The organism is Bacillus sp. FSL P4-0334, assembly GCF_038004825.1.
Classification (GTDB): Bacteria; Bacillota; Bacilli; order Bacillales; family Bacillaceae; genus Bacillus; species Bacillus velezensis.
In genome coordinates this window covers 2,012,355-2,032,938 of record NZ_JBBORX010000001.1, presented here as the reverse complement: position 1 = coordinate 2,032,938, position 20,584 = coordinate 2,012,355, and the positions used below count along the sequence as shown (strand labels likewise).

The 20,584-nt window shown below is 47.9% G+C and carries 22 protein-coding genes; 10 read left to right on the top strand and 12 right to left on the bottom strand.

All coding sequences use genetic code 11. The features are described from left to right. The first annotated feature begins 9 nt into the window (after window positions 1–9). Entirely contained in the window at window positions 10–594 is a 585-nt protein-coding gene (locus NSQ37_RS10430) for a TetR/AcrR family transcriptional regulator (RefSeq protein WP_012117186.1), read from the top strand. A gap of 41 nt (window positions 595–635) precedes the next feature. Here NSQ37_RS10430 and dat read toward each other — a convergent pair whose 3' ends face one another. Continuing rightward, window positions 636–1,487, bottom strand: coding sequence for a D-amino-acid transaminase (dat, locus tag NSQ37_RS10425; protein ID WP_047935539.1), 852 nt, complete (start codon window positions 1,485–1,487; stop codon window positions 636–638). A gap of 256 nt (window positions 1,488–1,743) precedes the next feature. On the opposite strand from dat, the gene NSQ37_RS10420 reads away from it, so the two are divergent. Beyond that, window positions 1,744–2,592: a polysaccharide deacetylase family protein gene (locus NSQ37_RS10420; RefSeq protein ID WP_326365232.1), complete on the top strand. Its 849-nt coding sequence runs from the start codon at window positions 1,744–1,746 to the stop codon at window positions 2,590–2,592. Between the two features lie 33 nt (window positions 2,593–2,625). Here NSQ37_RS10420 and NSQ37_RS10415 read toward each other — a convergent pair whose 3' ends face one another. The 3 genes from NSQ37_RS10415 to NSQ37_RS10405 form a co-directional block, all read right to left on the bottom strand. Further along, on the bottom strand, window positions 2,626–3,357 hold the full coding sequence (locus NSQ37_RS10415) for an NAD-dependent protein deacylase (protein WP_301294548.1): 732 nt from the start codon (window positions 3,355–3,357) through the stop codon (window positions 2,626–2,628). Between the two features lie 63 nt (window positions 3,358–3,420). After that, on the bottom strand, window positions 3,421–4,536 hold the full coding sequence (locus tag NSQ37_RS10410; RefSeq protein WP_007409256.1) for a mechanosensitive ion channel family protein: 1,116 nt from the start codon (window positions 4,534–4,536) through the stop codon (window positions 3,421–3,423). A gap of 163 nt (window positions 4,537–4,699) precedes the next feature. Further along, window positions 4,700–4,804 (bottom strand): YhdX family protein, encoded by a 105-nt coding sequence (locus tag NSQ37_RS10405; RefSeq protein ID WP_003155299.1) that lies wholly within the window; start codon window positions 4,802–4,804, stop codon window positions 4,700–4,702. A 169-nt stretch (window positions 4,805–4,973) separates the two neighbouring features. Between NSQ37_RS10405 and NSQ37_RS10400 the strand changes: the two genes are divergently transcribed. Genes NSQ37_RS10400 through crcB form a run of 3 tightly spaced genes read left to right on the top strand, consistent with a single transcriptional unit; the run spans window position 4,974 to window position 6,443 of the window. Continuing rightward, window positions 4,974–5,690 (top strand): glycerophosphodiester phosphodiesterase, encoded by a 717-nt coding sequence (locus NSQ37_RS10400; protein WP_015417128.1) that lies wholly within the window; start codon window positions 4,974–4,976, stop codon window positions 5,688–5,690. A 1-nt stretch (window position 5,691) separates the two neighbouring features. Next, window positions 5,692–6,087, top strand: coding sequence for a fluoride efflux transporter FluC (locus NSQ37_RS10395; protein WP_341123688.1), 396 nt, complete (start codon window positions 5,692–5,694; stop codon window positions 6,085–6,087). Continuing rightward, on the top strand, window positions 6,084–6,443 hold the full coding sequence (crcB, locus tag NSQ37_RS10390; protein ID WP_012117180.1) for a fluoride efflux transporter CrcB: 360 nt from the start codon (window positions 6,084–6,086) through the stop codon (window positions 6,441–6,443). The genes NSQ37_RS10395 and crcB overlap by 4 nt, the downstream gene beginning before the upstream one ends. Window positions 6,444–6,456: 13 nt before the next feature. Here crcB and NSQ37_RS10385 read toward each other — a convergent pair whose 3' ends face one another. The 3 genes from NSQ37_RS10385 to NSQ37_RS10375 all read right to left on the bottom strand — a co-directional run bounded on the left by NSQ37_RS10385 (window position 6,457) and on the right by NSQ37_RS10375 (window position 10,536). Continuing rightward, the gene (locus tag NSQ37_RS10385) at window positions 6,457–7,845 is read right to left on the bottom strand and encodes a hemolysin family protein (protein WP_007610337.1); all 1,389 of its coding nucleotides are present in this window, start codon (window positions 7,843–7,845) and stop codon (window positions 6,457–6,459) included. 229 nt (window positions 7,846–8,074) lie between these two features. Next, a complete protein-coding gene (locus NSQ37_RS10380; protein ID WP_015239486.1) occupies window positions 8,075–9,319 on the bottom strand; it encodes a beta-ketoacyl synthase N-terminal-like domain-containing protein in 1,245 nt (414 codons plus the stop codon). Window positions 9,320–9,351: 32 nt separating this feature from the next. After that, complete coding sequence (locus tag NSQ37_RS10375) at window positions 9,352–10,536, bottom strand: pyridoxal phosphate-dependent aminotransferase (protein ID WP_043021383.1); 1,185 nt, start codon at window positions 10,534–10,536, stop codon at window positions 9,352–9,354. Between the two features lie 179 nt (window positions 10,537–10,715). Here NSQ37_RS10375 and NSQ37_RS10370 point away from each other — a divergent pair, with 179 nt between their 5' ends. Both NSQ37_RS10370 and NSQ37_RS10365 read left to right on the top strand, forming a co-directional pair. After that, window positions 10,716–11,141, top strand: a complete 426-nt coding sequence (locus tag NSQ37_RS10370; RefSeq protein WP_007409263.1) for a MerR family transcriptional regulator — start codon at window positions 10,716–10,718, stop codon at window positions 11,139–11,141. 61 nt (window positions 11,142–11,202) lie between these two features. Beyond that, window positions 11,203–12,537, top strand: coding sequence for a hemolysin family protein (locus NSQ37_RS10365; RefSeq protein WP_003155308.1), 1,335 nt, complete (start codon window positions 11,203–11,205; stop codon window positions 12,535–12,537). A gap of 45 nt (window positions 12,538–12,582) precedes the next feature. Here the strand turns inward: NSQ37_RS10365 and NSQ37_RS10360 are convergent, their stop codons facing one another. Further along, the gene (locus NSQ37_RS10360; protein WP_007409265.1) at window positions 12,583–13,182 is read right to left on the bottom strand and encodes a lysophospholipid acyltransferase family protein; all 600 of its coding nucleotides are present in this window, start codon (window positions 13,180–13,182) and stop codon (window positions 12,583–12,585) included. A gap of 240 nt (window positions 13,183–13,422) precedes the next feature. Here NSQ37_RS10360 and sigM point away from each other — a divergent pair, with 240 nt between their 5' ends. From sigM to NSQ37_RS10345, 3 genes are read left to right on the top strand one after another with little or no spacing between them, the layout of a single operon-like run. Continuing rightward, the gene (sigM, locus tag NSQ37_RS10355; RefSeq protein ID WP_003155312.1) at window positions 13,423–13,914 is read left to right on the top strand and encodes an RNA polymerase sigma factor SigM; all 492 of its coding nucleotides are present in this window, start codon (window positions 13,423–13,425) and stop codon (window positions 13,912–13,914) included. Then, the gene (locus NSQ37_RS10350; RefSeq protein WP_099566527.1) at window positions 13,907–14,980 is read left to right on the top strand and encodes an anti-sigma factor; all 1,074 of its coding nucleotides are present in this window, start codon (window positions 13,907–13,909) and stop codon (window positions 14,978–14,980) included. Before sigM ends, NSQ37_RS10350 begins: the two co-directional genes overlap by 8 nt. Beyond that, window positions 14,968–15,258, top strand: a complete 291-nt coding sequence (locus NSQ37_RS10345; RefSeq protein WP_003155315.1) for an anti-sigma-M factor — start codon at window positions 14,968–14,970, stop codon at window positions 15,256–15,258. Before NSQ37_RS10350 ends, NSQ37_RS10345 begins: the two co-directional genes overlap by 13 nt. Before the next feature lie 35 nt (window positions 15,259–15,293). Here the strand turns inward: NSQ37_RS10345 and NSQ37_RS10340 are convergent, their stop codons facing one another. The 4 genes from NSQ37_RS10340 to NSQ37_RS10325 form a co-directional block, all read right to left on the bottom strand. Continuing rightward, window positions 15,294–16,649: a sodium-dependent transporter gene (locus NSQ37_RS10340; protein WP_015239483.1), complete on the bottom strand. Its 1,356-nt coding sequence runs from the start codon at window positions 16,647–16,649 to the stop codon at window positions 15,294–15,296. Between the two features lie 114 nt (window positions 16,650–16,763). Then, the gene (locus NSQ37_RS10335; protein ID WP_160241833.1) at window positions 16,764–18,167 is read right to left on the bottom strand and encodes an amino acid permease; all 1,404 of its coding nucleotides are present in this window, start codon (window positions 18,165–18,167) and stop codon (window positions 16,764–16,766) included. Between the two features lie 333 nt (window positions 18,168–18,500). Continuing rightward, window positions 18,501–19,370: an SDR family oxidoreductase gene (locus NSQ37_RS10330; protein WP_007409269.1), complete on the bottom strand. Its 870-nt coding sequence runs from the start codon at window positions 19,368–19,370 to the stop codon at window positions 18,501–18,503. Window positions 19,371–19,449: 79 nt separating this feature from the next. Continuing rightward, window positions 19,450–20,553: a citrate synthase/methylcitrate synthase gene (locus tag NSQ37_RS10325; RefSeq protein ID WP_042635013.1), complete on the bottom strand. Its 1,104-nt coding sequence runs from the start codon at window positions 20,551–20,553 to the stop codon at window positions 19,450–19,452. Window positions 20,554–20,584: the final 31 nt, after the last annotated feature.

Here is a 20,584-nt window from a genome sequence, read left to right as displayed (position 1 = left end):
ACTGGAACCATGCCTAAAATAATCGATCATGAAAAAAGAAGAAAACAAATAGCCGAAGCCACTTGGCGGACGATTTTGGAGCGGGGAATGGAAGGAGCGACAGTGAGAAACATCGCCCAGGAAGCGGGTCTTTCTTTAGGCGCGCTGAGGCACTATTTCACCACCCAGGATGAGCTTTTAGGGTATGCGATGACACTCGTAAAAGAAAAAGCGGCCGCCAGAATTAACGAAGTTGCCATGAAAGATCTGCCGCCGAAAGAAAAAGCGGTGCGTCTGATGCTTGAAATCATCCCGACAGATGAAGAAACGATGGCTGAAATGGAGGTATGGTTCGCTTTCACAGCTTATGCCAGACATAAGGGAGAAGAGTTTCAACCCCAGCAGGACGGGATCTTGGCATATATCCGCGGTCTGATTGACTGGCTGGATGAAAATAAGCTTCTGAAACCGAATCTTGATAAAGAGATCGAAGCGGAGAAAATGTACGCCATCGCCGACGGATTGGCGCTGCATGCCATGCTTGAACCTGAGCGTCTTTCAAAAGAGAAGATCTCCCGTGTGCTCGTGCAGCATATCGAATCTCTTTTTATCTGACTGAAGCAAAAAGGCCGGATGTGTTCCGGCCTTTTTTCAGCTTATGACTGAACCCCGAGCTCCTGCTGAATGTGCGACTGAAAAGCCTCCTGAATCGTTTTGGCTACAGGTCCCGGCGCTCCGCTTCCGACCGGTTTCCCGTCAAGGGTTACGATCGGGATTAATTCAGCCGTCGTTGACGAGATGAAAATTTCATCCGCATCCCTGAGTTCGTCTTCGGTAAGAGCCTTCTCCCGCACCTCAATCCCGTTTTCTTTCATCAGCTCTAACAGTTTCATCCGCGTAATGCCGTTTAAAATCAGCTCATTTGCAGGATGCGTCCGGACAGTGCCGTTTATGACGGCGTATACATTGGAAGAGGTTCCTTCCGTGACCGCTCCGTCCCTTATCAGCACCGCTTCATAAGCGCCTGCTTCATAGGCTTTTTGTTTAATCATCACATTATACAGTAAATTCAGACTCTTAATGTCACACCTCAGCCAGCGTTTGTCTTCCGCCGTTATGGCCTGCGCTCCGGCTTTTTGTTCATTTTCCGGTTTTTTCACTGAAAAGGTATATGCCGTCGTCTGCGGTTCCAAACCTTCGTCATACTGGTGCTTGCGCGGCGCCTTCCCTCTCGTCGTCTGCATATAGATCCCGCCGTCAATGAGTTTGTTTTCCTGTACAAGCTTTTGCAGATCCCATTCTATGTCCTCTGCGGAGAACGGCAGGGTGATGCCGATTTCTGCGGCGCTTCTGAAAAGACGGTCGATGTGCTCACGCAGACCGAATAAGGCGCCGTTATACACTCTGATGACCTCATACACACCGTCACCGAATTGATATCCGCGGTCCTCAATATCAACTGCCGCTTCTTCACGATCAATCAACTGGCCGTTTACTAATGTCTTCATGTAAACCCTCCTCATCGTTATCTGCCGTGATGTGCATTCTCAGCTGTTATTGTCAACTATTCTATCATACTGAACGAGCCGGCTGCGGAGTTTATTTTTTTCTTAAAATCTTATTATTCGACATCTTTTCTATGTCTTTTCCAGTTTTGTTCCTGTATACTTGATTCGACATACATATGCTGTTAACTTATGGCACTTCGCAAGCCTCCGCTGTTATCGGCATTATGCAGAAACTTATGCTACTGGAGAGATTGTTATGCGCAACACAAAAGAAGGTGCTTCCCCTTCTCTGTTTTCATTGGCTTTTAAACTTACGAGTTTAGCAGTTTTGTGCGGACTGCTTCTGGTAATCGTCATAATGGGATATTCCGCTTCCGCCGCAAAAAACAAACAGGTCACCGTGACCGCAAACGGGCAGCTTCGGGATGAAGCAGAAAGCCTGCGGCTGAAAAATGATTCTCCCGACGTCTTAATGAAACATTTGCAGAGAGAGCGTGACCCAGGGAAAAAAACGGTATATTTAACCTTCGACGACGGGCCGTCTCCATATACTGAACAGCTGTTGAATGTATTGAAGGCAAATGGCGCAAAGGCCACTTTTTTTATGCTTGAACCGCGGATGAAAGCCTATCAGCATTCCGTGCAAAGAGCGAAGCAGGAAGGAATCGCGCTCGGCCTGCACGGCGTGACGCACGATAATCACCTGTTTTATCAAACACCGACATCACCGCTGAACGAAATGCAGCAGGGACGCGATACACTCGAGGCAATCACCGGAGTAAAAACGGATCTTGTCCGCACGCCTTACGGCAGTAAACCGTCATTGACGGATGCCCAGATTAAGAATCTCGAAAAAGACGGATTCGTGTACTGGGACTGGACGATAGACAGTGAAGACTGGAAGTACAAAAACGCACGGTACGTGCCGGAAGTATTGAATCAGCTCGCATATTTGGAAAGCGTTCATACGAGCAGGCCGCATGTCATTTTAATGCACGATCTGCCTGCGACGGTGCACGCTTTGCCGAGCCTGATCCAAAAACTGAAAGCCCAGGGCTACTCCTTTGATGTTCTGACGGATCAAATGTTTCCCGTCCATGAATAAGAAAAGCCGGATCTGTATATGATCCGGCTTTTTTTATGTCGCGGCGCTGATCCGTTTTGCAAATTCACCGATCTTCTCATGGATGACAAGATCAAATAAATGGTCGCAATATGTCGGCTCAAGGTTAATGATCACCTGCTTCAAACCGGGAATCCGGCCCGCATCCTCAGGGACAAACCTTGCCGGCGCCACTTCAAGCGAAGTGCCGATCACAAGAAGAAGATCAGCTTTATCAAGCTTTTCATAAAGGGTTTCAAAATGCTGAACGAGATCGCCGAACAGCACGACATCCGTTTTTAATACGGTGCCGCATACCGCATGATCACCGATTTCGGCCGTACATTCCGGCACTTCGTCCTTCAGCAGATGAGAAAGCCCGTAGCGCGCTCCGCAGCGGGGGCATGCGGCGGTCTGAATTGAACCGTGAAGCTCATAGACACTGCTGCTTCCCGCTTTCTTATGCAGCCCGTCAATATTCTGCGTGAAAATGTCTACCTGCTTTCCCCGCTTTTCAAGATCCGCCAAATACGTATGGCCGGCATTCGGCTCATAGCTTCCGCTCATTTTCATCTGAAAGAGCTGTTTGAATTTAGGCCAGAATTCACGCGGACGGCGTTCAAAGTATTCCCTGCTCATCGCTTCCATTCTGGATGTGTCTTCGGTCCATATACCACCCGCCGAACGAAAATCAGGAATGCCGGATTCCGTGCTCATTCCCGCTCCCGTCAGCACCACGATACGTTCCGCCTGATTGATCAATGTCATAAACGCTTCCACTCTTCCACCGCCTTTTCTTTTTATCATATCATGAAAAAAGAACGGCGCCTGTTATGCCCGTTCTTTTTCTCCGGAATGATCCTTCACATGAACCGGATCATCGTGGCTTTTCTGTTTTACGAATACATTCTGGCCCGGATAGGCGAATTCCACGCCTTCCTCAGCAAAAATATCAATAATCCGGCGGTTGATATCCTGCCGCACATCCAGGCTTTCCGCCCACACGATGGTCTTTGTGTAAAAGTTGAAAAACAGATTGTAATAGCTGTCCGCAAACACGTCAAAGTTAACCATAATCGTATCATCATGCACGCCTTCATGTTCACGAAGCATTTCTCTGAGCCTTGTGATGCACCGCTCTAAACGATCAATCGGCGTCGCATAAGAAACACGAACGGAAAACGTGACCTGGCGCTTCGTCATCCTCGTCCAGTTTGTGATGGCTTCCATGGACAGCGTTGAATTGGGTACGGTAACAAGCGCCCCCTGCGCCGTGCGGAACCTTGTGCTTCGGAATGTGATATCTTCAACGCCCCCCGTTACAGATGACGTCTCGACCCAGTCGCCGATCGTAAACGGCTTTTCCGTAATGATGATAATGCCGCCGAAAAAATTGCTGATCGTATCTTTAGCCGCAAGCGCGAAGGCCAATCCGCCAAGTCCGAGTCCGGCCACGAACCCGTTTACATCATAATTGAATTCCTGCGCGATCACACTGACGCTGAGCGCGAGAATGACAAAGCGCAGCACCTTGGATAAAAACGGCGCCAAAATGTCATCCATATCAAGCTCAAAGCGCTGATTGACTTTATGAAATAAAAACGAAGACGCCGATGTCAGATTGCAAAGCCCCCAGGCGATCAGCGCAACGATCAGAGAGCGGTACAATTTTTTGACAATGTCCATCTGTCCGTCTAAGAACGGCGAATACTCAATCGCCAAAAATAGACCCAGCGCCACGAAAAACCACCTGGCCGGCTTGTCAAACGCTACGGCAATCTGTTTGAATATGTCGGTTTTCGGCTTGTTCGCCAATTTGTAAATGAGCTGAAAAAAGTATTTGACAAACAGTTTTCTCAAAACGAGAAAAGCCGCTAAAATTCCGATGCTGATACTGATCTGCAAAATATGGTCAAGCGTAAAAAAGCTCTGAAATTGTGTCATCATGGCATATGCTCCTTTGTCTTGTCGAAAATCTATTATACTAAAACATTCGGACATCAGCTTCTTTTAATGTCTTTAGGCAGCCTGAAAAACCCCGGCATCAGAGCACAGCCGGGGTTTTTCACACATTCGTTCATCTTTCAGCCAGATACAACAGGGTCAGGCACTATTTCTTCTTTGATTGTGTCTGTTTCAGGAGAGTCGCTTTTTGGATTTCAGCATCGGTTTCGGCCTTAATTCTTTCTTCCACTTTCAATCTCCCTTTTCCCATGATCTCGCCTCCTTTTTGCCATTATAAATCATCACTGCGGATTGTAAACCGAAAAAAGCACTATCTTTATTCCAAAAAAATACTGTTTCGCACATTCACCAGTTTGAATCGCTGTGCATATACGAATCTGATATAATAACAGAAATGCCCATGAGGGGAGCTGACAAGCTTGTATACCATCGCTCATCGCGGCGCATCCGGTTACGCGCCCGAAAATACATTTGCGGCATTTGATATCGCTGCCGAAATGAACGCTGATTTCATTGAGCTTGACGTCCAGCTCACAAAAGACGGCCAGATTGTCGTCATCCATGATGACAAAGTCGACCGGACGACGGACGGCTCCGGTTTTGTAAAAGATTTTACGCTGAAGAAGCTGCAGTCTCTGGATGCCGGCAGCTGGTATGGGGCTGAGTTTAAAGGGGAGCGGATTCCCCTGCTCGAAGAGGTTCTGAAGCGTTATCATTCTGAAATCGGATTTTTAATTGAACTGAAGGGGCACGTTTCTCAAGTCGGTCTTGAAAAAGCAGTCGGCCAGCTGTTAAGCAGGTTTTCCTTTTCCATCCGCCCTATCGTTCAATCATTCAGCCTCAAGTCAATTCAGACCTTTCACGACATGTATCCGTCCGTTCCGACTGCAATAATTGCAAGACCCAGCTTCGGGATGTTTTCCAAAAGCCAGCTGGCCGCCTACAAATCAGCCGTAAATTATGTCAATATTAAATATACCCGCCTGAATCGGTTCTTGATTTCCACCGCTCACAGACACGGCCTGAAAGTATTTGCCTGGACGGTCAGAAATCAAAAGACGGCCGAAAAACTGCAAATGATGGCAGTTGACGGCATTGTAACTGATTTTCCGGATTTTATTTCTAAGGATGGCTGATATGAAACAATACATCACAATTTTTATCGGAGGCGCGCTTGGCGCATTGCTCCGCTTTGAAATGAGCGCGCACATTCACAGCAGTTCTTTCCCGGCGGCCACTTTCCTCGAAAATGCGGCGGGAAGCCTTTTACTCGGTCTTATTACGGGTTATTTCATCATTCGGGCTAAACGCCCTCTTTTGACCGCCTTTTTAGGAACCGGTTTTTGCGGAGGTTTCACGACGATGTCAACCTTCGCAAAAGAAACCATTTTTCTGCTGCAATCGTCTCCCGCAGCGGCTTTTTGTTATTTTGCCGCGACATTAGTCTCTGGCATTACCCTTGCATGTGCCGGCATTTTCTGGGGACGGCGGATTGCCCTTCACGCAGCGGGAAGGGGGCATGATACGCCATGACGATTGTCCTGATGCTTATCGCAGCGGGTATCGGAGCGGTATTACGGTCTCTGCTGGGTAAAACAATTTCAGAAAGAACAAAAGGTTTTCCGATGCCGCTTGGAATGGCTGCGGTCAACCTGCTCGGCTCCTTCGGCCTCGGCATGTTCACCGGCCTGGGTCTGGATAATCCTTCCGCCGGCATCATCATCGCGACGGGCTTTTTCGGTGCGTTTACGACCTTTTCCACGTTCAGTATTGAAGCCGTGCAGCTGATGATGAACAATCGCATAAAGGAAAGCCTGCTCTACATCGCTGTTTCAGCAGCCGGAAGCCTTTTGGCGTTCTGGTGCGGCTTTGTTATGATATCCATTTAAAAAAACCTTGAGCTTATTTTTCGCTCAAGGTTGCGTTATGAAGCATGACCGTTTCAGGCACGGGCAGCTGGCGGTTTATTGTTCCCTGACCGCCCGGGCGGCCCTGTTCTTCTTTGAGTTCAAGCTGTTTAATAAACCGGCCGTCCATTTCTAATATGAGGGCAGTGTATCCCCCGATTTGTATCGACTCACCCGCACAGATGTCAATATTCCGTTTCAGCACAAGACCGCCGATCGTGTCGACTTCCTCTTCAATCCCTGCGCCGAGAAGATGATTCACCTGATCAATCCGAACCTTTCCGTCCAGCACATAATGGCGTTCGGACAGCTTTTGAATCTGCGGCTGTTCGTCCTCATCAAATTCGTCTCTGATATCGCCGACGATTTCTTCAAGGATGTCTTCGGTCGTCACAAGACCGGACGTTCCGCCGTATTCATCAGACAATATCGCCAAATGAATCCGTTCTCTCTGCATTTTTATCAGCAGGTCGTGTATCGGGATCGTCTCGATGACTTCAATCACCGGGCGGACGTAAGACGTGATGGATACTTCCGCTTTTTCATCTTCTGTCATAAACAGCAGATCTGAAAAGAGATGCTTCGTATTGATCATGCCGATGACACTGTCTTTGTCCCCGTCCGTTACGGGCCAGCGCGTATATTTGTCTTTCAGCATCATATCAAGCATTTCCGGCACGTCCATATCAGTGGAAACAGCCGCGATTTCTTTTCTCGGGATCATGATTTCCTTGGCGATCCGATTATCAAAATCAAAAATTTTATTCACAAATGTATATTCAGACGGATTGATTTCTCCGTTTTTTAAACTTTCTGACAGCAGGATCCGCAGCTCTTCTTCAGAGTGGGAGCCTTCATGCTCAGATGCCGGCTTTAATCCGGCCAAACCGGTCAGAATTCTCGCGGAGCCGTTCAGCACCCAAATAAACGGGAACATGAACACGTAAAATAACCGAAGCGGTCCGGCAATCCATAACGTCAGCTTTTCCGCTTTTTGAATCGCAACCGTTTTAGGCGCAAGCTCACCGACGACGACATGCAGAAACGTAATCAGCCCGTACGCCGCAGCAAAAGCAATCACATGCTCAGCAGAATCCGGCAGCCCCATGCCCTGAAACACAGGATGAAGCATCCGCTCAAATGCAGGCTCTCCCAGTACGCCGAGCCCGATGGATGTGAGTGTAATGCCAAGCTGCGAGGCGGATAAATACTCATCAAGATCCGTAATGATACGCTTTGCGAGCACCGCCCGTCTGTTCCCTTCTGAAATGAGCTGATCGATTCTGGATCTTCTCACTCTGACGATCGCAAATTCACTCGCCACGAAAAATGCCGTTAACGCAATGAGCACACCGATTAAAATCAAACTGTCAATATCGTCCATTTCACCTTATCCCGAATTGAAGGATAAGGACGTCACCTCCTGATTTCATCGTTTTTTCTTAAGCGAGAGGAACGAAATGGATGATTGACTACACAGAGGGCCCCATCCTGCCACCTCCTAAGTCAAAGCATGATTGTCATTTGTATAGTTTATTGTATCACAACTCCATTCTTTCATCATTTTCAGATTTTTATCATATAAAAAACAGCCTTCAAAAAGAAGGCTGCCGTTATCTGCTTCGGAAATGATTTTCTAAACAAAGCGCCGTATTAATCCCCCCGAATCCCATGCTTAAGCTTAACGCATGGTGTACGGTATGGGCGCTCGGCCCGTCGGTCACCCACTGAAATGAATCGTCAATCGGCTCCGTTAAGTTTCGGATCGGATGAAGCTTGTTTTCCCGCATTTGCAAGAGAGCAGCAATGATTTCCACCGTTCCGGCCGCACTCAGACCGTGTCCGGTAATCGATTTTGTCGCATTAATCCGCGCGTGCGACAGGCCGCTTTCAGAAAGCGCCCGGCATTCAGTCTTATCACCGATCGGCGAACCGGTGCCGTGCGGGTTGATGTAATCGATCTCTTTTGCTGAAAGACCGGCCCGCTCCAGCGCCTGGCGGATCACCGTCATTTCGCCCTCTGCTGAAGGATTCGGGTTGCGGTTCGCATCGGAAGCCATCCCCCAGCCCTTTAAGCCGGCCCACGAACGCGCGCCCCTCTGTTCGGCAGATTCAGCGCGTTCCAGCACAATCGCCCCGCACGCCTCTCCGAATATAAACCCGTCCGTATGCCGGTCAAACGGGCGGCAGGCGGCTTCAGGCCGTTCAGCGTATGTATCAGTGCCCATCGCTCCCAAAGAACGGAGAGCATGACACTCCATGTACGACAGATCGGCCAGCGCCCCGATCACGATGCACCGGTCAAACAGGCCGCCTTTGATTCCTTGAGCAGCCTGAATAACCGCCGCCTGGCCGCTTGCCGACGCGCCGCCGACCGTAAAGGCCGGCCCTTTTATCCCGAATTGCTCCGTACAAAGCCCCGACAAATCACTATCCATAAAAGAAAGCCCGTATGTCGGATTTACAAATTGCGGCGTTTCACCGTTTTTCTCAAAGGCCTGCAGCAATTCGCGCTGCGTCATATTCGAGCCGCCGATGATCAGACCGGTGCGGCTGTGATCAGCGCCGTCTAATTGAGCGTCATGCCACGCTTCATATAAAGCGATAAGCGCCGTCTTTCCTGATAATGCGGCCCTTCGGTACAAGCGCTTCGACAGCGCGTCCGGCGGCGTTAATTCGCTAAGCTCCGCGCCGATAAACGAACTGCCTTTCTGCCGGCCGGGCCGTTTCATCACATCAAAGGCGTGCCGCCCCTCCATAAGCGCATCGAGAAACGCCTCCTTGCCTTGTCCGACCGCGGTTAAGACTCCGATTCCTGTAATGCTGATGTCTGACGTGCCATTATTACTCCTCGACATTTGTCCGTTCTCCCATCTTTATGTATTGGAAGCTATGAAGAAAAATCTTGATACAGTGCTTTGAAAATATCGCGCGACTGTCTGATCTGTTCTGAAGGCACGCTGAAAGATAATCGGAAATAGCCGCTTTTTCCAAATCCGCTGCCGGGTACGATCAATAGTTTGTATTTCTGTGCGGCATGCATGCAGAATGCCACCTCGTCTTCAATCGGTGATTTCGGAAAGACGAAAAAGCCTCCTTTCGGCATTTCAAATTCGAAGCCGGCTTCTGTGAGGATGTCCACCATAAGGTCTCTCCGCTTTCTGTAAGGTTCAGCGTCAATCGAAAGATCATCCATTTTCGCCACGGCACGCTGCATCATGACCGGAGCGTTCACAAAGCCGAGCGTCCGGTTGCAGAAAACGAACGCATCCGTCAGAAGATCGCCCTCAGGCATTTGGGCGTCTGCCGCGATATACCCGAGCCTTTCCCCCGCAATGCCGAGATCTTTACTGAACGAACTGACTAAAATCACGCGGTGATACGCCTGAAACGGATTCGCCTGCTCTTCTCCGTAGATCAGCTGGCTGTACGGTTCATCAAATAAAATAAATATGCTTTGGCCGTTCCGCTCTTCGGCTTCTTTTAATAAGGCGCCCAATTCGTTAAGGTTTTTCTGGCTGAGCACAGTCCCCGTCGGATTATGCGGCGTATTAACGATCAGGCCTTTCGTACGGGGGGTGATCGCACCTTTAACCGCTTCAATATCAATCTCAAATGAGTCAGTCAGCGGGCAGATGACGGGTCTGCCGCGGTAATTTTCAACATACGCTTTATATTCCGCAAAATAAGGCGCAAGTAGGATGACTTCTTCCTCGGGGTTTAAAATGCTTTTCAGCGCGACATTCAGCGCCCCGCCGGCTCCGACCGTCATGACTGTATGCCTTGCGGAAATTTCTGTCTGAAACCGCTCTGACAAAAAGCGCGCAACCTTTTCTCTCGCCTCCGGAAGCCCCTGGTTTTGTATGTATCCGTGCCGCCCTGTTTCAGCCGCTTCGCAAAGCGCCTTTTTAAATGTTTCAGGCGGCTCCGCAACCGGATTTCCTATTGAAAAATCAAACACCTTATCGGCGCCGAACTCTTTTTTCAGCCGAGCGCCTTCATCAAATAGTTTGCGTATCCATGAACCTTTCTCCAGATTCTGTGTCACTTCCCGTGATAAACCGGCCACTGTCATCTGTCCCTTCTGTCTTTTTCTTCCGTTTCTATTTACAATGATTATGAAAGATTTACATGGCGCAGTCAACGCTTTTTCAGACAGCCCGCCGCGCCGTTTCAGGAGAAAGACGGAAAACAATAAACTTGTGCAAACTCCCCTTCATATATTAAACTATTCTCATAACTATAACGTGATGGTTGGGGAGGGATTTAGATGGGGCTGAGACTTATCGCATCAGTGAATTAGCAGAGCTTGCCGGTGTAACGAAACGCACGGTGGATTACTACACAAACCTCGGGCTTTTAAAGCCTGACAGGTCTTGTTCGAACTATCGTTACTACGATACACTTGCACTTAATCGGTTAAAGTTTATAGTCGCTTGTAAAAAGCAGCGATTGGCCCTGTCTGATATAAAAGATCGACTGGAGAACCAGTTTCCCTCTTCAGCCCTGCCTGACGATATTGGAAATCTGGCATCGGAAATTGATCACATGAATCAAAACATCTCCGTGATCTTGAATCGGTTTGAAAAGCTTGAACCAGAGGAGCGCGCCCAGCTGAAAAAAAGGCTGGCTCCTGAAAAGCTTGCAGTGCTTCAATCATTTATGCTGCTGTTAAGTTAAACCATTATCTTACTAACAGGAGGTGTTACCTTCATCTTCCCAAAAGGAGTGAAGGTTCTAATTGGACATTGTGAATTTGATTTTAGTCGCGGTTTTAATCGCGCTGACGGCATTTTTCGTAGCATCTGAGTTTGCGATAATCAGAATCAGAGGCTCACGGGTTGACCAGCTTATAGCAGAAGGAAATAAAGCCGCAATCGGTGTCAAAAAAGTGACCACGCATTTAGATGAGTATTTATCGGCGTGCCAGCTCGGCATAACATTGACTTCCATCGGTCTTGGTGTCTTAGGCGAATCAACGATTGAACGCTTGCTTCATCCGCTTTTCACAAAGATAAACGTACCAAGCTCATTATCGCATATTATTTCATTTATTCTCGCCTATGCGATCATTACATTCTTACACGTGGTCGTGGGAGAGTTGGCGCCGAAAACAGTCGCCATCCAGAAAGCGGAAGCCGTTTCAATGCTGTTTTCGAAACCGCTCATTTGGTTTTACCGCATCATGTTCCCGTTTATCTGGCTTCTGAACAACTCCGCCCGTCTTTTAACGAAGACGTTCGGTCTGGAGACGGTGTCTGAAAATGAGCTTGCCCACTCTGAAGAAGAGCTGCGCATCATTTTATCGGAAAGCTATAAAAGCGGTGAAATCAACCAGTCTGAATTTAAATATGTGAACAAAATCTTTGAATTTGACGACAGACTTGCAAAAGAAATCATGATTCCGCGTACGGAAATCGTCAGTCTGCCGCATGATATCAAAATTTCTGAAATGATGGACATCATTCAGATTGAAAAATATACCCGGTACCCTGTCGAAGAGGGTGACAAAGATAATATTATCGGCGTTATTAACATTAAAGAAGTGCTGACCGCCTGCATCAGCGGCGAAGTATCAGTCGACTCGCCGATTACCGATTTTGTTAATCCGATCATCCATGTGATTGAGTCGGCACCGATTCACGATCTGCTTGTAAAAATGCAGAAGGAACGGGTTCATATGGCGATTCTGTCGGATGAATACGGCGGAACCGCGGGGCTTGTCACCGTTGAAGACATTATTGAAGAAATCGTCGGGGAAATTCGTGATGAATTTGATATCGATGAAATCAACGAAATCCGTAAACTCGGCGACGGCCATTACATGCTTGACGGCAAGGTCCTGATTGATCAAGTGAACGAACTCCTCGGCATCCATTTGGAAAATGACGAGGTCGACACCATCGGCGGCTGGTTCCTTACCCAGAAATACGACGTCGAACAATACGACTCGATTATCGAAGAAGGCTGTGAATTTATCATTAATGAAATTGACGGCCACCACGTCGCATATATCGAAGTGAAAAAACTGGCGTTTGATGAACTGCTGGAAACCGCCGAACAAAAAGAAGCATAACAAAAAAGCTTGCGCGTCTGATACAGACGGCAAGCTTTTTTTCATTTACAATTGTTCAAGTTTTTTCTCAAGCTCTTTAATTCTGGCATTCAGCTCTTCTGTCATGGCCGCAAGCCTCTCCTTCGGCGCAAGATCGGAAAAGTCCTCCAAAAAAATCGGCTCGCCGATGATAAGCCGCATTTTTCCCTTTTTAAACAGCGCTTTTCCCGTAGACGGCCCTTTATATGCGGCCGGAACGAGCGGCGCTTTTCCCATTTGGGCGATGGTCACGGCCCCTCTTTTCAGCGGGACGTCTTCTGATGTTCTCGTACCGCTCGGAAAAATCCCGACAATCTTTCCTTCCTTCAGAAGCTTAATCGGCGTTTTAATGCTGCTCGGGCCCGGATTTTCACGGTCAACCGGGAACGCGTGAATCTTCTTCAAAAAACGTCCGATCCACTTTTTCTGAAACAGCTCTTTTTTCGCCATATAATGAATCTGATGGGGCAATATCCCGACACCGAGCGTGAGGACGTCCACCCAGCCCGCATGCGTGCACGCGATAACGAATCCTTTATCAGACGGAAGATTCTCTTTATTGTACACTTTCACTCCTCCGCGCAGGGATAGAATGCATTTGATGGCATTTGCACAAAACTTATACATAACGCACTTCCTTTGTTGTAATGATCAAAAGTGTTCTCTCTCTCTATTATAACAATATTTTTTATTACCTGGTACTAATAATTATATTTTTCCTCCGCCGATCTCTATCTTTTATGACGGATTTTGGGTACTATAGAGAAATGGTGTTTGATGAGGTGAAAATGAATTTAAGCCGTTTGCATGGAACGTGCAACTTTAAACCTTTCTTATGCGTGTATAACATAGAGGGGAGAAAAGGCAGTGACGATCGATGAAATTTACCAAATGTATATGAATGATGTTTACCGGTTCCTGCTCTCCATGACAAAAGACAAGCATCTCGCTGAAGATTTGCTGCAGGAAACCTTTATGAGGGCATACATACACATTCACTCCTACGACCACAGCAAAGTAAAGCCATGGCTTTTTCAAGTGGCGAGAAATGCGTTTATAGATTATGTCAGAAAACATAAAAAGGAAGTGACCATTTCCGATGACTTAATTGGGAGCCTTTTCCAGACGGCTGTTCAAAGCCCGGCTCATCAGATTGAAATCAAGGAAGTGCTGACAGGGTATATGTCCGAACTTCCCGACAATTATCGGGAGGCCTTAACACTGTATTATTTAAAAGAACTGAATTACAAAGAAGCATCCCATATTATGAATATTTCAGAGGCTAATTTTAAAAGTGTTTTATTTCGTGCCAGACAGCGGCTGAAAGCACTTTATAATAGAGGTGTTAATGATGAATGAAGAATTTAAAAAGCGTTTTTACCAATACAAAAATGGAGAAATGAGCGACCGGGAAATGGCCGCCTTTGAAGAAGAGCTGGAAAAGCTGGAAGTCTATCAGGAGTTGATTGAAAGCGAAATGCAGGACGACCGGGAATGGGACGTCGGCATCAGCCCGGAAAAACAGAAGGCCATTTTATCATACGGAAAACGCAAATCGTATTTGCGGATTTCAGTTCTCGCCGTCATCTCCACTTTGATGATTTTGCCGCTTTGCACATTAGGAAGCTACCTCTATTACGGTCTGGGAGGAAAAGAAAGCACCGGCAATCAATTAATGGAGACCGCGGCAGTGACGGTGGCGACCACAATGCCGAACGTCCTCGTCGATACCTCCGGACTGAAAAGCCAGGTGAAGCTGTTTGGAATGAATACGGAATTTCCGCTGCAAAAGCAGATCGGCACAAAAACGAAATCCGTCGGCGGAGAACGGATTGAAATGTTTTTAGATACGGTCAAATCGCCTGCCGTTAACTACTATGATTTAGACGCGGCACAGGCAAAGCATTATTTCGCCCATCCTTCCGGCTTAAAGGAACGCACGATTGACAAAGCCGGACAGACATTAAAAAAATTGCCTGAAGGAAGCGTGGCGGAGGTCTATCTTTCTTATGACAGGGCCTATCCTTCTTCTCAAATATATTCGACTTTTAAAAAATACGATGTGAAGTTTTTATGGAACGCGGTCGAAACGGAGAAAAATCTGAAAGACAGTCCTTATGCCGAGCCGTTAGGATTTCCCGGGAAAGATTCCAAGATGGTGTCCTCTTTCGAAACGCAAGGACAGACAGACCGTGAACAATTTATCAATGCCCTTGAATTTATGTCCCGCCATAAAAAATGGGCGCATGCAATATCGAAACGCAAAGACATGAATCTTGGCAGCCGAATCGACTATGTTGAACATCACGGAATGAACGTATACGGCTCTGTCGTGACGGGGCCGACAAAAGAAATCGAACGTCTGCTGAAAAACAAAACAGTAAAAGCAGCAAACATCGGTGAGGTGGAATTATGGAATTGGTAAGAATTTTTAAAGAGCATAATGTTTTCGGCTGGATATCAGTCGGTACCGCGATTTTGTCGCTGCTGCTTTTGAACGTGGCAATCATCAGCAATGTGACTTTCTATTCTTATCAGATGCTGCCGTTTGCGATGGCCGCCGTGCCGTTCGGCATCATTGAGCTGTTTATTAAAAAAGGGCGGACGGGCCCGGGACTGCTCGGTGTCATTCTCAATCTGTTCGTCATTGTCTGTGTATATACGATCGTTGCGGTTGATACGAATCTGCAATTCGGTTTTTAAACATAAAAACAGGCCCTTTTACGGGGGCCTGTTTTTTAAAATGAAAGAACGCCGATTAAATGGAGCAATACGACGATGATAGCCAGCGGCACGAGATATTTCAGAAGGAAATACCACACCTGAAAGAAACGATAGCCGATGGCGGAACCGCTTTTCATCTCGGCAAACAGCTCCTGCTTCGGTATTTTCAGCGGGACGAAGATTGATATTAATAAAGCGCCGAGCGGAATCAGCACATTGCTGACGGTGAAATCCGCAAGATCAAAAAACGTTTTTCCGAACAAATGAACATCACCGAGAACACCGTATGATAAACAGGACGGAATTCCGACTAAGAAAATGAGCAGACCGCTTGTCCACGACAGCTTCTTTCTTTTCGTTTCATCACCTTTCCCGACAGTCGCCACGATAATTTCCACCATCGAAAAGGCCGAAGTCAGCGCGGCGAAGAAAAAGACCGCCAAAAAGCTGATAAAAAACAGCGAGCCGAACGGCAGCCGGTCAAACACAGCCGGCAGCACGGTAAACAGCAGTGTAGGCCCTTCATCCGGTTTAAAGCCGAACGAAAAAACCGCCGGGAAAATGGCCAGTCCCGCAAACAGCGTAACGAGCACATTCATCATAACAATGGAACCCGCCGAACCCGGAAGATTTTGGGTTTTCGGCAGATACGAACTGTATGTCACCATGACCGAAACACCGAGCGTTAATGTAAAAAACGCCTGTCCTAAAGCATATAGGATGGATTCCGGCGTCAAATCTTCAAAGTGCGGAACCAATAAAAATCTAATCCCCTCAACGGCATGATCGAGCGTGACTGATCGCAGCACAAGCAATAGAAACAGCACGAATAAAATCGGCATCAGCACCGCACTGACACGTTCAATCCCTTTCTGCACGCCTTTTGCGACGACCGCCACCGTCATGATCATAAATACAAGCTGCGCAATGAGAGTCTGGATCGGATTTTCAATGACCGTCCCGAACACCGTGCCGTACTGCTCCTGAGTGAGCCCGGATAAAGAACCGGTAACGGCTTTTAACACATAAAGCAAAATCCACCCGCCGACAACACTGTAAAAAGACAAAACTAAAAAACAGGCCGCCACACCCACATAACCCGTGAGGTGCCATACCGACTTCGGCGCGGCTTGTTTGTAGGCATCAATCGCATTTGTCTGGCTCCGTCTTCCGAAAATAAATTCACCGAGCAAAAGCGGATAGCCTAAAAGCACGGTAAAGAGGACGAATATAAGAAAAAAAGCGCCTCCCCCGTTCGTACCCGCTACGTAAGGGAACTTCCAAATGGCTCCCAGGCCGATCGCCGAACCGGCAGCGGCCATAATAAATCCTATTTTTGAGGCCCATTGAACCCTTTTTTGGTCAGACACGACTTTCCACTTCCCTTCCGCCCTATATTATCCCTTATTCGCTGCGATAACTTAAGCCCATTTCAATATGTTTCATTATTCCGAAAAATAAAAAGGAGCGGCGGGTGCCGCTCCTTACAAATCCCCGTTTAATTTCGAATGCTTTCTCGAATATAAGAAATAAATCACCAGACCGATGATCAGCCAGATAAAGAAACGGAATATGGTGGTAGCGCCGAGGTTAATAATCAAAAACACGCAGAACAGAATGGACAATATCGGAATAAAGGGAACCCCCGGACATTTAAAAGCCCTTGGCAGATCAGGCTGTTTCTTTCTCAATACGATAACCGCCACGGAAATCAGGACAAATGCGGCAAGCGTGCCGATGTTCACCAGCTTCGCCAGTTCATCAAGCGGGACGAGCGAGCCGAGTAATGCCGACAGGATGCCGAACACCCACGTCACCACGTGCGGCGTTTTATGCTTCGGATGGACTTTTGAAAGCGCTCCCGGCACCAAACCGTCACGGGACATGGCAAACATCACCCTCGTCTGGCCGTACAGCATGACGAGCATCACCGTTGTCATCCCCAACACTGCGCCGATATCAATAATCCCGGCCACCCAATTCTGTCCGGCCATCTGCAGGACGAGAGACACGGGATGGTCAACGCCTTCAAAGCGGGCAAACGGAACGACGCCCGTCATAATCGCCGATACGGTCACATACAGCACGGTGCAGACGATTAATGAAAAGATAATTCCTTTCGGCAGATCCTTCGCCGGATTTTTCGTTTCTTCAGCGGCGGAAGAGACGGCGTCAAAACCGATAAAAGAGAAGAAAACGAGCGCCGCGGCACTGAAAACACCGCCGAACCCCATCGGTATAAACGGCTGCCAGTTGTGAGGTTTGACATATACGGCCGCAACGGCGATAAACAATAGAACAACCAGAACCTTCAAAATGACCATAATATTATTGACCCGCTTCGATTCTTTAATGCCTAAATAGAGGAGGAATGTAATCGCAAGCACGATAACAAATGCGGGGAGATTAAAGAATGTGACCGTGCCTTTAATGGATCCCGGCGCGGCCGTTAATGCGGTCGGAAGATGAATGCCGAAGCCCGCCAAGAATGATTGAAAATAGCCGGACCAGCCGACCGAAACCGCGCTGACGGCGAGCATATATTCCAAGATTAAATCCCATCCGATGATAAACGCGAGAAGTTCACCCAGTGTCGCATAAGTAAACGTGTAGACGGAACCCGAAACCGGGACGCTTGAAGCAAATTCAGCATATGACAGAGCCGCAAATAAACACGCAAGAGCGGCGATGACAAATGAAACGGTCAGCCCCGGCCCCGCCGTGACAGCGCCTGTTCCGGTTAATACAAAAATCCCCGTTCCGATGATGGCCCCTATCCCCAGAAGGGTCAAATCAAAGGCCCCTAACTCTCTTTTAAGCGACTTTTCCCCGCTCGTTGATGCAAGCAGGTCCTGAATGCTTTTCTTTCTGAATACGCTCCCCTTCATCTGCTTCACTCCTTGTAAACCAATATATGTTAGAATATTCAGATAACAATAGCAATAATGACTAAATTCTTATTTTTCGCATGAAATGTTTCAGCACATCATTCCTTTCTCCTATGTCATATTATAGCGAAAAATATAAAAATGAAAATAACTTTTTTGAAAATTCTATATATTATTTTTAGTTTTCATAAAACAGAACTCAGCGGATTCTCCACTGTGAAATATTAGCATTAGTGATTCAGCTGGAGACTTCCATTTTTTGAAAATCGTATTCATATGTACGTTCAAATAAAAATCCCGCCCTTTTTAAAAGCGCGGGATAAGACTTGCGTATTATGTTGAAATAAATCTGCCGCCATTTACGTGAATGGTTTGCCCCGTCATATAGGAAGATTCGTCTGAAGCCAGAAGCACGTAAGCTCCGGCGTGTTCCGCAGGCTGTCCCGGTCTTCCCATCGGAGTGTCCAGACCATGCTTTTCCACCTTTTCTTCAGTAAACGTTGCCGGGATCAGGGCGGTCCAGATCGGGCCAGGGGCCACCGCATTTACTCTGATCCCCTGATCGGCCAATGACATCGCCATTGAACGCGTAAAGGAAACGATGCCGCCTTTCGTGCACGAATAGTCGATCAATGATGTGTCTCCCTGATAAGCAGTAATAGACGTTGTATTAATGATGGCGCTCCCTCTTTGCAGGTGGGGCAGCACGGCTTTTGTCATATGAAACATAGAAAACATGTTTGTACGGAATGTCTTCTCCAGCTGTTCAGCTGTAATATCAAGAATCCCGTTTTGCGGATGCTGCTCAGCCGCATTATTAACGAGAATATCTATTTTTCCGTAGTGATCTAAGACTTGGCGGACCGCCTTCTGACAATGTGCCTCATCACCGACGTCTCCCGGAATTAACAGGCATTCGGCCTGGTATTCTTCCGCACGCTTTTTCGTTCTCTCGGCATCGGCATGTTCGTCTAGGTACAGGATGGCAAGATCCGCCCCTTCCTTCGCGTAAGCGATCGCAGCCGCTGCGCCGATGCCGCTGTCTCCGCCCGTGATGACGGCGACTTTTCCTTTTAATCTGCCAGACCCTTTTACATCCGGGTCCTCCAAGAGCGGTTTCGGCTCCATGTCTGACTCAATGCCGGGCTGGCGCTTTTGCACCTGCGGCTTTTGTCCTTCCGTCTGTCTGTCCATCGGATTCATATTCTCACACTCCTGCAATTGGTATTACTGAGACGATACCACGCAGTGCGGGGAGTTAAACGGACAAATATGCCGGTAATTAAAGCTGCTGAGCCGTTTCGGGAAAAGCGCCGGTGTATTTCGCAGACGGCCTGTAAATCATGTTGTCAGCGGACTGTTCAAGCACGTGTGCGCACCAGCCTGCCATTCTGCTTGCTGAAAAGGTCGGCGTAAATAAATCATTGTCGACATCAATGGCCTGCATCACAGCCGCTGCGTAAAACTCCACATTCGTATACAGCTTCCGTCCGGGCTTATATTGCTCTAACAGGCGGATGGCTTCCTTCTCCACATAAAGCGCCAAGTCAAGCGACGGATCATTTCCCGCCACTTCTTCAGCCTTTATGCGCAGCGCTTCCGCCCGCGGGTCTTTTGTTTTGTACACCCTGTGCCCGAAGCCCATCAGGCGTTCTCCCCTCATAAGCTTCGCTGCCAAATACGCTTCTGCATTTTCTTTTTTCCCGATGTCTTCAAGCATTTTCGTGACGCCTGAAGGCGCGCCTCCGTGCAGCGGCCCTTTCATCGTACCCAGTGCGGCAGTGACGGCAGACACTAAGTCCGATTCAGTCGAAACGGTGACTCTCGCTGAAAAAGTCGATGCATTCATCCCGTGCTCCATCGCCAGAATCATATACGTTTCAAGCGCTTTCTTTTGGGCTGCGGACGGCTGCCTGCCTGTCAGCATATACAAATAGTTTTCAACGTGTCCGTATCGCGCCTCAGGTGACAACGCTTCCTGCCCTTGTTTACGGCGGTATCTGTACGCAATAATCGTCGGTGTGACGGCAATCAGTTTAATCGCTTCTTCCGGCTTGGGCGGATATGTAAATGAATCTGTGCCCAAACCTGAAACAGCCGTTCTCAGCACCGCCATGTCGTCCATTTCATCCGGAAGCGTTTCCAGTAAGTCGATCAAATGTTTCGGAAGCCCGCGCTCGGCTGCAAGTTCTTCCTGAAACGCAAGCAATTGCCGCTCATCAGGAAGCGCCCCGTTCAAAATGAGATACGCCGCTTCTTCAAAACTGAATTGCAGCGCAATATCCTTCGCATCATAGCCGCGATATATTAAATGCCCCTTTTCTCCGTCAATGTGGCTGATAGCCGTTTCTGCACAAGTAATCCCTTTCAATCCACGATAAATCAATTTCATTCCCCCTTATCCTCTTTCTGTTATT